The 14,942-nt window shown below is 39.4% G+C and carries 20 protein-coding genes and 1 pseudogene; 6 read left to right on the top strand and 15 right to left on the bottom strand.

The genetic code is table 11. From position 1 onward, the window contains the following. Positions 1–211 precede the first annotated feature (211 nt). Positions 212–550, bottom strand: coding sequence for a YolD-like family protein (locus LC455_RS24790; protein WP_223595014.1), 339 nt, complete (start codon positions 548–550; stop codon positions 212–214). Between the two features lie 468 nt (positions 551–1,018). Next, positions 1,019–1,321, bottom strand: a complete 303-nt coding sequence (locus tag LC455_RS24785) for a hypothetical protein (protein WP_223595012.1) — start codon at positions 1,319–1,321, stop codon at positions 1,019–1,021. A gap of 184 nt (positions 1,322–1,505) precedes the next feature. Here LC455_RS24785 and LC455_RS24780 point away from each other — a divergent pair, with 184 nt between their 5' ends. Beyond that, positions 1,506–2,090, top strand: a complete 585-nt coding sequence (locus LC455_RS24780) for an ATP-dependent DNA ligase (protein WP_223595010.1) — start codon at positions 1,506–1,508, stop codon at positions 2,088–2,090. Next, positions 2,063–2,332: a hypothetical protein gene (locus LC455_RS24775; protein WP_223595217.1), complete on the top strand. Its 270-nt coding sequence runs from the start codon at positions 2,063–2,065 to the stop codon at positions 2,330–2,332. Before LC455_RS24780 ends, LC455_RS24775 begins: the two co-directional genes overlap by 28 nt. Before the next feature lie 72 nt (positions 2,333–2,404). Here LC455_RS24775 and LC455_RS24770 read toward each other — a convergent pair whose 3' ends face one another. Beyond that, entirely contained in the window at positions 2,405–2,506 is a 102-nt protein-coding gene (locus LC455_RS24770; RefSeq protein WP_223595008.1) for a YjcZ family sporulation protein, read from the bottom strand. Between the two features lie 110 nt (positions 2,507–2,616). Between LC455_RS24770 and LC455_RS24765 the strand changes: the two are divergent. Next, positions 2,617–2,773, top strand: a pseudogene (locus tag LC455_RS24765) (DUF1657 domain-containing protein). A gap of 5 nt (positions 2,774–2,778) precedes the next feature. Here the strand turns inward: LC455_RS24765 and LC455_RS31975 are convergent. From LC455_RS31975 to LC455_RS24750, 4 genes are all read right to left on the bottom strand, one after another. Then, positions 2,779–2,943 carry a hypothetical protein gene (locus LC455_RS31975; RefSeq protein WP_369075769.1) on the bottom strand — a complete coding sequence of 55 codons (165 nt, stop codon included), beginning with the start codon at positions 2,941–2,943 and terminating at the stop codon, positions 2,779–2,781. Positions 2,944–2,957: 14 nt separating this feature from the next. After that, the gene (locus LC455_RS24760) at positions 2,958–3,209 is read right to left on the bottom strand and encodes a hypothetical protein (RefSeq protein WP_223595006.1); all 252 of its coding nucleotides are present in this window, start codon (positions 3,207–3,209) and stop codon (positions 2,958–2,960) included. An 807-nt stretch (positions 3,210–4,016) separates the two neighbouring features. Next, positions 4,017–4,943, bottom strand: coding sequence for an LGFP repeat-containing protein (locus LC455_RS24755; RefSeq protein ID WP_223595004.1), 927 nt, complete (start codon positions 4,941–4,943; stop codon positions 4,017–4,019). A 240-nt stretch (positions 4,944–5,183) separates the two neighbouring features. After that, positions 5,184–6,479: an LGFP repeat-containing protein gene (locus tag LC455_RS24750; RefSeq protein WP_223595003.1), complete on the bottom strand. Its 1,296-nt coding sequence runs from the start codon at positions 6,477–6,479 to the stop codon at positions 5,184–5,186. Between the two features lie 292 nt (positions 6,480–6,771). Here LC455_RS24750 and LC455_RS24745 point away from each other — a divergent pair, with 292 nt between their 5' ends. Both LC455_RS24745 and LC455_RS31970 read left to right on the top strand, forming a co-directional pair. After that, on the top strand, positions 6,772–7,089 hold the full coding sequence (locus tag LC455_RS24745; protein WP_223595001.1) for a hypothetical protein: 318 nt from the start codon (positions 6,772–6,774) through the stop codon (positions 7,087–7,089). Positions 7,090–7,503: 414 nt separating this feature from the next. Then, entirely contained in the window at positions 7,504–7,743 is a 240-nt protein-coding gene (locus tag LC455_RS31970; protein ID WP_369075768.1) for a PASTA domain-containing protein, read from the top strand. A 91-nt stretch (positions 7,744–7,834) separates the two neighbouring features. Here the strand turns inward: LC455_RS31970 and LC455_RS24735 are convergent, their stop codons facing one another. The 8 genes from LC455_RS24735 to LC455_RS24700 form a co-directional block, all read right to left on the bottom strand. Then, the gene (locus LC455_RS24735) at positions 7,835–8,392 is read right to left on the bottom strand and encodes a recombinase family protein (RefSeq protein WP_223594999.1); all 558 of its coding nucleotides are present in this window, start codon (positions 8,390–8,392) and stop codon (positions 7,835–7,837) included. Between the two features lie 272 nt (positions 8,393–8,664). Beyond that, a complete protein-coding gene (locus LC455_RS24730; RefSeq protein ID WP_223594997.1) occupies positions 8,665–8,895 on the bottom strand; it encodes a hypothetical protein in 231 nt (76 codons plus the stop codon). A 244-nt stretch (positions 8,896–9,139) separates the two neighbouring features. Next, positions 9,140–9,778 carry a hypothetical protein gene (locus LC455_RS24725; protein WP_223594995.1) on the bottom strand — a complete coding sequence of 213 codons (639 nt, stop codon included), beginning with the start codon at positions 9,776–9,778 and terminating at the stop codon, positions 9,140–9,142. Positions 9,779–9,907: 129 nt separating this feature from the next. Further along, positions 9,908–10,795 carry a bacteriophage abortive infection AbiH family protein gene (locus LC455_RS24720; protein WP_223594994.1) on the bottom strand — a complete coding sequence of 296 codons (888 nt, stop codon included), beginning with the start codon at positions 10,793–10,795 and terminating at the stop codon, positions 9,908–9,910. A 229-nt stretch (positions 10,796–11,024) separates the two neighbouring features. Beyond that, positions 11,025–11,504, bottom strand: coding sequence for a hypothetical protein (locus LC455_RS24715; RefSeq protein ID WP_223594993.1), 480 nt, complete (start codon positions 11,502–11,504; stop codon positions 11,025–11,027). A gap of 353 nt (positions 11,505–11,857) precedes the next feature. After that, complete coding sequence (locus LC455_RS24710) at positions 11,858–12,058, bottom strand: cold-shock protein (RefSeq protein ID WP_028401851.1); 201 nt, start codon at positions 12,056–12,058, stop codon at positions 11,858–11,860. Between the two features lie 504 nt (positions 12,059–12,562). Beyond that, complete coding sequence (locus LC455_RS24705; RefSeq protein ID WP_223594992.1) at positions 12,563–12,862, bottom strand: putative quinol monooxygenase; 300 nt, start codon at positions 12,860–12,862, stop codon at positions 12,563–12,565. Positions 12,863–12,993: 131 nt separating this feature from the next. Next, positions 12,994–14,004 (bottom strand): NADP-dependent oxidoreductase, encoded by a 1,011-nt coding sequence (locus LC455_RS24700; RefSeq protein WP_223594991.1) that lies wholly within the window; start codon positions 14,002–14,004, stop codon positions 12,994–12,996. 118 nt (positions 14,005–14,122) lie between these two features. On the opposite strand from LC455_RS24700, the gene LC455_RS24695 reads away from it, so the two are divergent. Beyond that, on the top strand, positions 14,123–14,686 hold the full coding sequence (locus LC455_RS24695; protein ID WP_223594990.1) for a TetR/AcrR family transcriptional regulator: 564 nt from the start codon (positions 14,123–14,125) through the stop codon (positions 14,684–14,686). Positions 14,687–14,942: the final 256 nt, after the last annotated feature.

The raw sequence follows: 14,942 nt of genomic DNA, 5'->3' as shown, positions 1-14,942 counted from the left end.
ACGGTTCGATACTGTGATTGGAGCCGGCAACCGAATCCTTTTTTCTAATCATATTAAATTTCTGTCGACCGCGTAACAATACATTCAAATCCAATTTTGACATAATCTTTACGATTTCTTAATGCCTAGTTCATCTGAATTGGGTAAATTAAAGAAGTAGACCAAACCCCTTATTGTATCCGGTACTGAGCCGGATATTTTTTTGTCGGTATTAATTAACGACCTTCACTCCAACTACACTATCGAATGCCACCCGCTCAAACTCTCCGTCTTTAACTTCAATTCGCAGCTCATGCGTTACCGGATCAACGAAGTGTATTCGCCCTGTCACTTTCTTCGTAAAGCCATCGGCCCATATCATCAGCTTTATCGAATGGTTATATTCCATTGCGTAAATAATGCGTAAGTCGAACTCTTCTGCTTCATGCTCGTCAATGATTGGCTTCCTTTCCCGCTTAGTATCAAGCCAAAAATCCTTCTGAGTCTTCGATAATTCTGGCAATTGAAATGCTGCCTGCCATTTAACCATACCGCGATCACGTATCGCCATATAATCGCCTCCTTTCTTAATATTATATACGAACTTATGTTCTATATGTATACATAAAGGCATATAAGAAACAATATTAGGAATCCTCCATATGTAACCATCCTTTTAATTCAAGGGTGGTTTTTTTATATAAGCTCCCTGTTTGTCCATGTCTTTATAAGACAACCCTCATAATATATTAATATCCCTTGATTAAAGTAAGCATTTACAAGAGCGTCTTATGGCGCTTTTTCTTTTTTCGTACATAAAAACGCCACCCGTTAAGGTGACGTAATAGTTTATCGCTTTATCTTGCGCGGTTTCTTAACCTTCCAGGAAAATCGGCGCTGCAGTATGACGGAATAAATGCGGATGCAAATTCTTGTTATTCCTGCCTGCACAACGTAGCCATTTAATCTTTTCGGAAATGCTCGCAGTTGACGAAATGACTGCCCTTTATTATGTACATTTTGTTTAATTAATCACTTTTTATCGGTAGATTCCATTCGGATGAAAGTAATGCATCCAATTTTTCACTTTCTTAAACTGCTTATCATCCATAACAAATGATTTTACTTCAGTTCCAAAAAGATGCTTATGATAAGCTTTAAATTGTTCACATCCTCTTAAAAGCTCAATTGCGGCTTCTTGCCACATTCTTGATGTAGTTCCAGCCACAATAAAAGGAATTTCTTCTTCATAATGTAGGAGCACCTTACCTCCAAAATAAATGTCATACAGTTCAGGTAATTCCTCTTTCATTGCCACTTCCATTAACACAAGCCGACTCAATTGTATCACTCCTTTTCCCTTTTATTATGAGGCTTTTAAAAAACATAGCGATGGAACAATTATGAATTTAATTTGAACTTTCTACGGCTGCTGTTGTAATATTCTTGGGAATTGGAGGTGATTCCAACAACCTCCTAATTTCTGTAATCTAATTCCATTGTATTATAGTATAGAGGTGAAAAATATGTTTATAAGTCCAATGCTCCTCCATAAAACGGATCAACCGTTCAACGATGACGATTATGTTTCAGAACCTAAAATGGATAGGTTTCGGCTCATCTATTCCTATATAGAAGATAAAAAACTTTATACACGCCATAAAACTGATGTTACCAACCGTTTTCCTGAACTAATAAACTTAAATATTCCAAAAGGAACTGTTCTTGACGTGGAAATGGTCATCACAGATACATCAGGTAAACCTGATTTTGAAGCGGTCATGAGTCGGTTTTCGATGTTCAATTCTGAAAAGGTGAAACTGTTGACAAAGCAGAATCCAGTATCTTTCGTGGCATTCGACGTATTGTATTATAAGGGTGAGAAGGTAACCCAGCTTCCTTTATATAAGCGAAAAGAAATCCTTGATGCGATCATACCAGTTAATACTCCCCTTTTAACAAAAGTAATGAGCATAGCCGGCAACGGTATTACCCTTTTTAATCTCATCAAAGAACAAAATCTTGAAGGAATTGTTCTGAAGAAAAAGGAAAGCACTTATGAAATTGGGAAGCGGTCATACTCATGGCTTATTACCAATATGCAAATGTAATAGTGAACGGGTATCGAAAAGACGAATTTGGCTGGATTTTATCCTACGAAGACGGTCGATATGCGGGGATTATGGAGCTTGGCGTTCCACAGCAAGAAAAAAAGAGAATTTATGAGATGTCAAAAAAAGGTGAGAATGATAAGTTTGTTTTTATTGAACAAATATCGTGTTATGTAAAATACAGAAATATAACTAAGGGTGGCCTTCTACGGCTCCCATCATTCGTTTCAAACAATGCATAAAGCCCTTCATTTTAATAGAAGGGCTTCTCAACAATTCAAGCATAACGATTTTCCCCCTAGAATTTTTACTAATTAATAAGCAAATGAAGCTCCTATAATAATTAAAAGGATGAACAATACTACGATTAAAACGAAAGCACTGCCCCAGTAAAAGCCACCACTATAGCCGAACATAACATATCCCTCCTTTTTGCTTATTACTTTCAACATATGTAAAGATATTTATGGGGGGAAGGCCTAATGTCCCAGGCCTATGACTGTTGTGGACTGTTCAGTAATAATGAGTGGTCAAAGCAAACTTCGAAACATTTACTTTAGCAACTGACAACCAAAACGCAAAGCAGCTTTATCAACAAGCAGCACAAAAAACACAATAAGTTCTTGACAGCCCCTCGTCTTCCGGAAATTCAATCTGAAGAACCAGAGTACAAACAACAATAATTGTTCTACGATTTAGTTTCTGTCATACATTGTACATGGGAATTATCTCCCCGACTGCTACTATTTCCTAATCTTGCAGCAGCAGCGCATATAATACCCCAAAAATAGTTGTCTCTTTCGTTTTCTTTTAGTATTTTCTTACCCTTTAAAGTAACAAAGCATCTCAACATCAATAGGCTGCCCGTCAACTGTTTAAACATCTCGGCATAATCGGCATTGCCCGTATTCCTTTCGTTTGAGCGATTCCTGTTCCATTATTCAAAATTTCAGCTGCCAGTAATGGATTCTTTGAAGTACTGTTTGGAGTGACAAGAATTATCGTCTGTGGCACTTCAAATTGACCCTTGATATGAGGTCCCATTAAACCTGGTGTTTGTGCCGCCTCGTCATGTATCGGAATTCCGTACATACGCGGTAGTCTTTTCTCCTTCCGCATGAAAATTTTCTCCACTGCCGAGGGACTTTGCTGTTGGTACAACATATAAAGAAAAGGAGAAGGGGATAAATTGAGGAAAATCAACGTGGTGGAATATACATACTTCATATGGAATGATATAGTTGAATGATTCAGTATCGTCGTGTTCCCCTCCTGCAGGGCAAATCCCTTTCTCATAGTTGTAAAAGCCGTTAAAAAACAATCCCAATCATTTACGACAAGCCCTCCAATTACGCAACCCTAAATACTGAAATGAATCATACGAAAGATTATAGTTAAATGATATAGGAACCGTCGTGGCCCCCGCCTGCAGGGCACATTCCCTTATGTGCAAAGCCGTCATAAAATAAACCCAAACACTTGCAACAAGACTTCCAATTTCTTTGGGGCATACTGCTGTTCGGGAAAATCATAAGTTAGATAGTAGTTATATGAAGCTTCACCATAACTAGGTAGTGAGGCAGCAATATGGCCCCCGCCTGCTAGACATAAGCCCTTGAATGCAAACTCGTCATAATACAATCCAAAACATTTACGAAATCTTCTCCATCTATGATGAACACCTGACATTTTGTTATTGCACCTCCGATTTTTAACAATCATTATCCATTCTTTATCTATTAGAGGAGTTAAATAAAGTGTTACAGCCTAATATACAATAAGGAATGGGAGATGTCGGAATACCATAACTGTTTGTTAAGTCGGGGAAAACACTCTTACTCTTGCCAACAAACTAATGCCGGTTAATGAAACATAGAAAACATTAATTTATCAATATTCAATAAATTCTGCAGGACTTATACCAGGCTAGCGGTAATATACCGAAACCCCTTTTACTGGATCATATATGATGTCCCCATTTTCAAAATTACTGATTTTACCTCCTGCGACTCCGGGCAAATCTTTTTCATCTGAAACAGGGAATCCAAGTTTACTAGTTGTAGCACCTAGTTTTAAATATTCTTTAAGGATTAAACCATGTACCTCAAAAGCACTAAGAGCTAGAGTTTTGTAATAAATATAACCATATTGGAACTGTTGATAACTACCTTTTCCATCCGGGGTTGCAATATCTCCTGAAACTGGGTATCTAAGAATGCTTTTTTCTTCTCCTAATTGTGAATATTTTGTCCAAATTGGCCCTCGCAATTCCCATGCTCCAGTTTCTTGCGACCATAAAATTTTCCCAAAAACAAAATTATTAAACCTGCCTTTACCATCTGCTGTTTTAGTTTCATCTGAAATAGGTAAACCTAATACCCCTTTGGTTCCTCCTAACTGTTTATATCTCTCAAGAATAAGCCCATGAACTTCATTAGCAGTGCCGGTAAGATCAGAAGAATAAATATTACCGTATTGAAATTCAGCTTGCTGACCTAAAGCAGTGAATCCCTGATCAGAAAGTGCATAACCAGGACTTCCTTTCATTTCCTGCCACTTTTTTGCTATACGACCCAAAATCCTATGAGCCCCAGTCTCTTGTGACCATGTAATAATCCCATGCTGATATCTGCGAAATTTTCCGTTTGGATATGGTCCTGGTTCTTCAGGTCCAATAGGTTGCCCTAACCCTTTCGAATCAAGTTCAGCATACTTTTTATCTATTGGTGAAACCCTATATAGATCTGCTGTCATTTGGATAGGGTATAACTGTATCAAAGGATATGACGGTATGAAAGGATATGTTGGTCCTCTCGACATATCATTAACAAAAGGGTAATAACTTCTAAACATTGGCTGTTGTCTCCTTTTATAAAATTGATTGAAAGATACCATCTAACGCCATTTTAAATCGAATGAATATACATTTTTACCCAAATTCTATTACTCAGATATTATACGGGAGTCAACTTTTTTAAGTAAATTGTCCAAGTTGATCTCCTTTTTATTTGAAAATCCCAAAAACGGTTCTGTCTCAATTATGCATCATATATATGTGTCCTTAATTTAAAAGACTTTATATTTTTGTTCATATTAAGCACGAACTAAATTAAAATATCCTTTGTACGAACCACCATCACCCGTTAGTAAATGCGTTTCTAACTTCTTGCGAATTTGATTATGGATCAATTCGTCTGGACGAACGGAAAGTTGGACCATGTCCTTCATTGAAAGAGTAACAGTAAACTCTCCTAGAAAGTCATCCGCCGTGCCTAGTAAATTGTTTATTTCTTTTGATACTGTTGGTATGAGCGATACCAAAATAGGTCCAACAGCAGCTGCTGCAGCTGGGCTGGCTATCGCACCTACCCCTGCTGTAATGGCTCCGGCCGCAGCTTTAACAGATTTTTCGACAGTTGCTTTATACACATTTGGATCCCCTTGATCTCGTTCAAATAAGACAAAATTTAAGGTTAAGCCATACGGTTTTCCTCGATAAAGTTCAATATTATCTGGAATACTTTCACCTTTGTCAACATCTTTGTAAAGTCTAGTCATTGCTGTTGCCGGCTCTGAACCAGGTGCAATTGCACTGATAATAGCATAAATCTCATCAGATCCAGGCCCAGAGGTAGTCCCAAAGCAGTGAATACCACTATATGTTAATGAGACTTCCTTTATATCAATTGGGTCCGTACCAGGCCACCAATATATTTCCCCTTTCTCAAATGTGCTTACACTTCCCTCGTATTCTAATGGTATTTCATCCGAAGTAGGAAATCCGAGCCAGCTCCCGGCCCCCCCTAGTGCATCATACTTCTGACCGATAAAACCACGAACCCAATACGCCGGTCCGCCCGGATTTTTTGTATAAATGGCACCATTATCATAACGGATACGGTAACCACCACTTACCTTTTCTACATCAGATCCAGCAACACCAACACCAGTAAAAGAAGAGAGTTGTTTTCCTGGTGCACCACGTAACGACTCCCATTTTTTTTGAATCGTATTTTTTGCTAATCGTAGTTCAGTTTGTTCATGAAAATGACCCGGTAAATTTAAATGACCCGGTAAATGAATTCGGTGATACTGTTGGGGAACACTAAGATAACCAAGCTGGTTTGCTTGCCCTCCTAATGGTGTCCATTTTGTCGGTATTCCTCCATATGCCCAGTAAGCAGTCGTTTGCGGTGTCCAGTAGATGGGTGATTCGGAAACTCCTCCGCTGAACCTATTGTTATAACCTTGCCACAAATTATCAAATGAACGAGGGAAAAGGGATGAATTAGGATAGAAATATGGATTTTTTAAAGACATAGTTTCTGTATAAGAATTGAGATTGTAGAATGGTAATGGACTTACAGTTAAAGATGGATGATAATACAAAGACTGTCACTCCTTAATCAAATCTTAAACTTTTCCGATATTATATACGGATATATACTTTATGGGTGGTTGTCCGTATATAAATGGGTGACTGTCTTACTTGCATAGCAAAGGTTTCCGGTTCTATGTATTAAAGCGTAGCTGGTTGGATTACAAATCCGCATTCAGGTTTGTCAATTATATGGTCGAAATGATTGAAAGTGTTTGGGTATTTAATTCAATGAATCATCAAGTTCCCAACCTCCAATTTTAAAAAAGGTATAAGCAGTTTTTTTGCCCGATTGCAAAAAAAATGACAAATCAATTTCCATCCCCTTATCCGACACTACTTGGTGATGATCCGTTTTTGCAGTCGTGTCTGGATAAAGCTGTTGAGCAAGCGCTCGAAGAGTTTAAAAGCCTTAAACCCTTTCGAACAGCAATCTCGTTCGTAGCAATCAACGAGACCCAACATATGGAATTCAAGCATGCAGGAAAAGATTTCGGCAAAAGCTTCTTTACAGCAAGTCTTAAGGTGGGAGTTTTATACGCTGTCTTTGAGGAAGGGGAAGACCGGAATCTGGGTTGGAGGAACCTTTACCGGTTCCTTGCCACCGGTCCGTATACATAGTGAGAATGATTGTGAAGTAGCCCAGGCATCCACATGTTATGATATGGCCAATCTTTACGCGCACCTATTCCAGCAGACGTTAGTGGATTCTAGCAGCTCAAATGAAATGTTAACTTGGCTCTTTACCACTGCAGCTGTCGGAGAATACATGTCTTTTTTGGATTATACTCGCCGACGTCTCCCTCCAAGAAATTACTCAGTAACACACTCGAAAATTGGGTTTGAACCATTGAAGACAGGGAATGGGTTGCTTCCGAAGGAGCAATCGTAGAACAGAAACAGAGGAAATTCATAGTAGTCTTTCAGAATAGTTTTGATGTTGACGACTCCTTGAAAGGGGCTCGGCTTAATCGTAGAGCAATAGATCTTTTCCTCCGCGGTCGATTTCAACCGCAGAAAAGAGTTAACCCGCCCGTGCAGGTGGAAAAAGTAAGGGTACCTAACCTTGTTGGAATGCAAGGGCGCCAAGCCCGTGATTTGCTACTGTCTATGGGACTAAATCCGAAGAACGACCTCGTGAGAGCCAATGCAAATGTAAAAAAAGATATCGTCATCAGACAGTCCCCTGATCCAAATAAGGAGGTCCTAAAAGGATCGAATGTCGAAATACATTACAATTATGATTTTAATGGTATCTTATGGAAGCCCCATTAAAACTGAATCACCCGTCTATTCCAGAGAGAATTATCTGAGTAAAAAGAGAGCTATCTTAACGCTCTCTTTCTATTTCCCTTCAATCCGACAATTACTTTGCCGACTCTTTTCGCTTAGCCCTTATTAACGTACTCTTACTAATACCAGTAATTTCTTCGACCTGTTTGTAAGAATGGGTTTGCAGCAATTTCATAGCGTGTTCAATCTGTGCCTTTTTAAATTTCTTCGGGCGGCCTTCTCTATAATCATCTCGCTGCTTTGCAATGGCTTTACCTTCTTGTGTCCGCTGTATAATCATATCCCTTTCAAATTCTGCGAATCCACTCATGATTGTTAAAATTAGTCTTCCTGTTGGTGTATTCTCAATCAATCCCATATTCAACACATGTACTTTGACACCTTGCTTAAACAGATTTTTAATGATTCTAATAGCATCCTCGGCTGAACGGGCAAAGCGATCCAGCTTTGTTACCACAAGCGTATCACCCTCTTTTAAAAGAGATAGCACTTCTTGAAACTGAGGACGCTCCCTTTTAGTTCCTGTAAACTTTTCAGAAAAGATTTGATCGCACCGTTCATTTTCTAATGCTTGGATTTGCACTTCTAATTCTTGCCCAATAGTTGAAACCCTTGCATACCCATATTTCATAAAATCACCTTCTCTCATGGTTTGACTTTTGAACATAAATTTTGACACCGTTGTATACACTGATTTTATCACTTCCATTTTTTGGTGTCAATATTGTTAAGTTATGAACTTTAATCATAAAAAAAGACCGTCTAATTGACAGTCACTTTCTTAAACTATAGTACCCTTTAGTTCAATAAGAAAAAGCTTTGCCGTATTCAAGCATCGCCCCCATTTGTTCAAGAAGAAAAGAAGCTGCCGCCAAGCAACCCTTGTTCCACTAAAGCTTTTCCTTATATATTAGTATGATTTTTGATAGGTAAATAGGGAATTTTTGTATGATCTATCAAGAGGAATTGACATCCTTCGCATAACCCAGGATATATACTCATATTTTCTAAAGTTCCACAATTAAGGCATCTTTTGTTTAGCATATCTACTTTTGAAGTTATTGAAGTTTTACCGCACTTTACATGACCAAGTATGCCAATATTCCTAATTGCATCACTAGAATAATTTTTCATAAATAATAACCTCCTAACGCAATAAATACTCTTGCACCCAATAGTTTAAGTGCATTTCTTCACAAATTTTGCCATAAAGAAAACTCCCTTTCACTAATGAAGGGAGTCTTTTTTACTAATCCTCTAGGGCGAGGCTGTTCCTTTCCACGGTCACTTTTCTGTGAATTCACGCTAAAATCTAATTGTGATTACCCTTTTTCACCACGGATCGGATTCGTTTACCAATTAGGAAATACATTCAACTTCAGTCTTCACCATTAAAATTAATAACCTCTGTAATATTATAATTAGAATTAACCAAATCATTGATAAAATTCAATACATCTTTTTCTGATTCAAATTCTAAATTATCAAAATCTCCAATTTCAGTCATGAGATCATCGTGATAATATAATTTGAATACCCATGTGTTTTTGAATTGTTTGTATGTGCTCGTGTTGTGTTTGCTCATATCTAGATGTAAAATCATAGCTGTCATTTTTTTATTTCTATCAATTGGAGTACTTCTATACTTTTCCCTTCGCTGCTCATACTCAATATCAGCTTGATTGTCAGCATAAAATGCATCATGCCTCTTATATTCTTCTTCAAGTCTATCAAAATAGTATTCTTCATATTCACTTATTATTTCTTCGGTGCATTTTTCGACAGAGATTTCACCTCTAATGGCAGCGAAAATCCTTGACTTTACAAAATCCTCACTCTTGGAATAATTTAATTTCAAAGCATGCATTAACGAAAAAAGAGGATTTATTTTAAATATCTTTAATAGTTCTTCTTTATTCTCTTTATTTTCAATAAGTATAGTTCTATAATAATTCACACTAATTTCAACTAATTCTTCAATTAACTTAATACTTACTCTGTCTAACTTATTCTCCATGTTTTATATTTCTCCTTATAGCCTTTTTTTACCATTTCAAAATAACTTTCAAATTCTATTTTTATAGCTTACTCTTCTTACTAACGCTGCAAAACACGCATGTGCATTCTAGAAATTCATTTTATGTATTTACAAATCACAGATGCTAAAGAAAGAAACTTTGTTATCAGAAATTGAGCATCTTTCTAGACTCCTTCTATGACTTGTTATCTCACTTTCTCTATGGAAACTTACATACCAGCGTGTATTTTCATGACACAGATTTGTGGCTATCTGTTGAATATATGGTAAATCAACATCCGACAAGCTATGTCCCATAATAATAATCTCATTATATTTATCTGGTGAGTTAAAAAAAGACTCATTCTTTGCAATCACAGAAGCTGTTGACTTGTGTGTAGTTGCATAATACTGCCTAATCGAATCATACGCTTCATCAGTCCTAACATCACCATAAACCAAAGCCAAATTACTCTGTGGCTTTCCTACGGCATGACCAAGAATGATTTCAGAACGTTCATCTACAACTCTATTATGTATATGAAAAACCTTCTCATCATCAATTCCATACAAGCTTTGTAAAGTTGGTGTATAGTTAAAATTCAAATAATGAGAATCCTTCACCTCGGCACAATATTTAGCAATTCCATCACACATTTTTGTTGGCAAATCAATACTGCATATCCATTTTACAAATTGCGATATTAAGCCATAGCTCATATGCCAAGTATCTTGATCGATAAAGTACTGAAATTCATGATGATACCTGTCACTCCAATTGTCATCTGCATACGAGACTAGACTATCAGAGTAATAATCAAACATTAGTTGAACATCGATATTTGCCAGATTCGCTTCAAAGTCTGACCATAAATCCTCTTGGAACATATTGAACATCTCCATGGTTCTTACTATTTCTTTCCCAGTTTCCAAGAGGTAATTCCTAAAATCCCAGTAACGTGTTTTCATTCCATGATGAAGATCAAAACCGTTTCCAATAATAAAAAGTCTTTTCATAATCTACCCACTTTTCACATGTTAGTCCTCAAAACAATAGCTATCACAGTTTAACTACACATAATCCCCCAGATTTAAATTTTATGATTTGTTTTTAATGTTTTCAAATTGATTTAGTGTTTATTCTACCCTTCACCAAATAAATCCTTCTTTAACTATCCTGCTTCGTTAGCTGAACAAGAAAAAGACCGCCGCAGCGATCTCATCTTTAACTATTGCCCCCATTAGTTCAAGAAGAACTGCTATTAAGTGGTAATGTTGCACCAATCAACTCGTCTTCCTTATTTAAAAAATCCAAAACACTCTCTATATCCTCAACATTATAACTTTTAAAGACAATCATATGCTTTATATGGAGTCCTGTAGGATATATATTTGGTTGCTGTAATAAGTTTTTTAATCGTTCTGGAGTGTAGAGAATACACCATCTTTCACTTCCGTCACTCATTTTCATACTTATTTCTATCCAATTTGTTTCGTTAGGGTCATTTAATACTTCATCATCAAACTTCCAACTTATTAAATCTATAATGTCCTGACCATTTACATTAAAGTGAGATAATGGAAACCATTTTAATGGTCCATTGTCGCATTTTATTCGAACCATATCTTCGTCAGTATTTATATCAATTACTTGGTATGATTTTCCCCTTGTTAAGCCCTCAGAATATACACCTGTAGTTCGACAAACGATATTCTTATTTATCATAAGACCTCCTTATTAAACCTGAATAACTTGTAATTTATCATATCACGTTATTAAGCTAAACTGCTCCGTTAGTACGAATAAGAAAAGGCTGCCACGATGACAGCTCTGATCTTAAACTCATGCAACGTTAGTTGTTACACCAAAAAAGAGTGCCAATTTTAGCCACTCTCTACAAAAGCTTTTAAATGTTTATTCAAAGTTAATTAGGATAATTCGTGATTATGTGATACACTTTGTTTACCATTTGATTTACTGTTTACATGTACCCCACTCATTCGTGAGTGGGGTTTCTTGCTTTTAAGATAAATAAAAAACAGACTCTATAAAGAGCCTGCTTAAGTTTAGGTTTATTATTAAGCTTTACGCACGTTAGCTGCTTGAGCTCCACGTTGACCTTGCTCAACATCGAAAGTCACAGCTTGACCTTCTTCTAAAGATTTGAAACCTTCGCCTTGAATAGCTGAGAAATGAACGAATACGTCTTCTCCACCTTCACGTTCGATGAATCCGAAGCCTTTTTCGCTGTTAAACCATTTTACTTTACCATTTTCCATTTTTGTTGCCTCCTAGTGTTTAAAAACACACATTGTGTTACTATCCTTGCTCTCAGTGATCATCAAGACGAAAAGTTTTACTGATACTATCCTTTACACCGAACAAAAATAATTCTTATATATATTAACATTTTTCACCAGTATTTGCAAGAAGACATACAAGCGACCATTTTTGCCACTCATGAATTTAACACATCTCGTTTTGCACTCTTTTGTTGTTCTTATTCAAGTAAAGCCCCCGTTACTTTAAGTGTACTTTTTCACAATCTCTACGCTAATAAAAAAATGCAATGCCTTTTAAAAGCATCGCACCCAGTTGCTGAATGAGTCGATTCTAATTATTTCACAAACTTTTGTTACTCTAAATTGAGCAAGTCCTTTTTCATAATTGGGGTACCGCCAACAAAACGCGGAAAACGTACGCTAAGGAATATTTGTTGATCATCCACCTGTTCGAAGAAAATAAAGTCTTAGACTGGAGTTGTTGATTTGACGCTTACTCTTTTACTCCATGAACGAGCGTTCGTTCGAGGCATCGTATTTTAGAATGTCCATTCTCATCCTGTTTCCCCACTTTTTTAAAAACGGCACCGACTCATGTCTTTCAACATGGGCCGTCAGCGATTCTTGATCTTGCCACCGCTGGACAGTCAGCACGCGTCCGGCGCGCGCATCTTCCAAAGTAAAGGCATAAAAGAGGCATCCATTTTCAGCTCTCGTGCTGGAAACGACGGCCTGAACGTCTGTAGTAAACTCATTCACATCAGACGGATTTACGTGAACGTAACCCATGAGTATAATCATTGTTGTTCATCCTTTTTTTCTGAATTTAATTAGCAAATTTTTTCAAAGTCATTCGCGGTCCTCGCTAGTGGAACACCGCAAAGTTTTGCGACGTTCCACTAGGAGTGCGATAATCATTCGAGCTGTCGTCCTTACATAACCATAAGCACGATCTTGCCTTGGATGTGCCCACGGGCGGCTCGTTCGTGCGCCCTGCGAGCATCGGCAAGTGGAAACGTGCTGTCGATGGCGACGCGAACCGTCCCGGCATCGAGCAAGCGCCCTAATTCCGCTAGCTGCGGGCCGTTTGAGCGTACTTGGGTCATCGATACCGTGACGCCCAGCTTTGCGGCCTCCTCGGCGTCGGAGAAGCCTATGAACACTGGGAACAAAGCGCCGCCACGCTTGAGCGTACGCAAGAAACGACCGGTTGTTGGACCGCCAAGGGTATCGAGGACGAGATCAACGTCATGGGCGATGTCTTCGGGAGGGCTCTTGGTGTAGTCGATGAATTCGTCGGCACCGAGCTCTCGCAGGAACGACTCATGCTTGCCCGATGCCACCGCGATGACATGCGCACCCTTCCATTTAGCCAGTTGCACCGCTAAGTGCCCCACGCCGCCCGCGGCACCATTGACGAGTACCGTCTTGCCGTTGAGCGGCAGCGGGCGATGCGACTCCGGTTGAAACGGATTCGCTTCATTGTGCCCCAACTCGATCAGGAACTGCCATCCGGTGAGACCTGCCATCGGTGCACCTGCGGCGTGCACGTGATCGATGCCAGCCGGTTTGAGTGCAAGATCCGACGCTGGCGCGGCGACGTACTCGGCATAAGCAGCGCTCTCCCCCATGCTAGGAAAGCGAACCATGCCGAAAACTTCATCGCCGATGGAGAAGCCTTGCACATCCGTGGCTACCGCCTCGACGACACCCGATATGTCCGACCCCAGAATGAAGGGAAAGGACACCGCCGGTTGCCATTCAGGAGGAAGATCCTTATACCCCTCGCGCAGGTACCAGTCGGGGGGGTTGATGCCAACCGCGTGAACGCGGACAAGCACCTCACCCGGTTTCAGTTCGGGAAGCGGGGCCTCCTCGTAACGCAGTACCTCAGGGCCGCCGAATTTGTGCAGCCGAATCGCCTTCATTGTGTTTGTAGACATCGCTTTCTCCTTTCACACAAATGTGTTATTCTTATTTAGAGCAGTGCTCCACTTAAAAGGAACACTGTTCCGCTTATTATTATACGGAGCACCGCTCCGATTGTCAAGGAGGAATCAGATGCGAGCCGATGCGAAGAAAAACTATGAGCACATACTCGCAGTCGCGAGCGTCGTTATAACCAAGCACGGCGTCGATGCATCGCTGCGCGATATCGCTCGCCGAGCTGGTGTCGGGCTCGGCACACTGTATCGTCATTTCCCGACGAGAGAGGCGCTGCTCGAAGCTTTGCTCCGCGCAAGCTTCGACGAGTTTACGACAAAGGCACGTGAGCTCGAAACTGCGAGTTCACCCGATGATGCACTCGTGTCGTGGCTACGCGACGTCGTTGCATTCACGGGCAACTATCAAGGTGTTGTGGACACGATGATGGCAGCCAAGGAGGATCCGGAGTCCGCACTCCACGCTTCATGCGTCACGATGCGCACGGCAGGCACGCGACTTCTCGCTCGCGCTCAGGCTGAGGGTCTGGCACGTACCGACATGGATGGTGATGACCTGTTCTCGCTAGCTGCTGCGCTTGCGTGGCTCAGTAACCAACCCTCGTCCGCGTCACGAGCTGAGTATCTCTTCAGTATTATCGCGAGCGCGATCTTGACGAATGAAGCGAGAAGAAGGATATAAGGTTCTTTCTATTTGGTGGGACTAAAAAAGGGATAGCATAGACTATCCCTTAATTCATTCTTAAATCAACATTAAACTTTAACATAGCTTTTATTAAATAAAGGATTAATCCTTTGTTAAACAATCGCTACCCGTTAGTTGAAGAAGACTAAATGACATTAGATAATACTTTCCCTTTTAATGTCAATCAAATCTGGGTCTAGTTCTTCAAGTTTATCTTCGAATTCTTCCCAACCATTTTGTCTAATAAATTCTG

The organism is Neobacillus bataviensis (assembly GCF_019969725.1).
The sequence above is the reverse complement of the archived record's forward strand: the minus strand, read 5'-3'. Positions and strand labels throughout refer to the sequence as shown.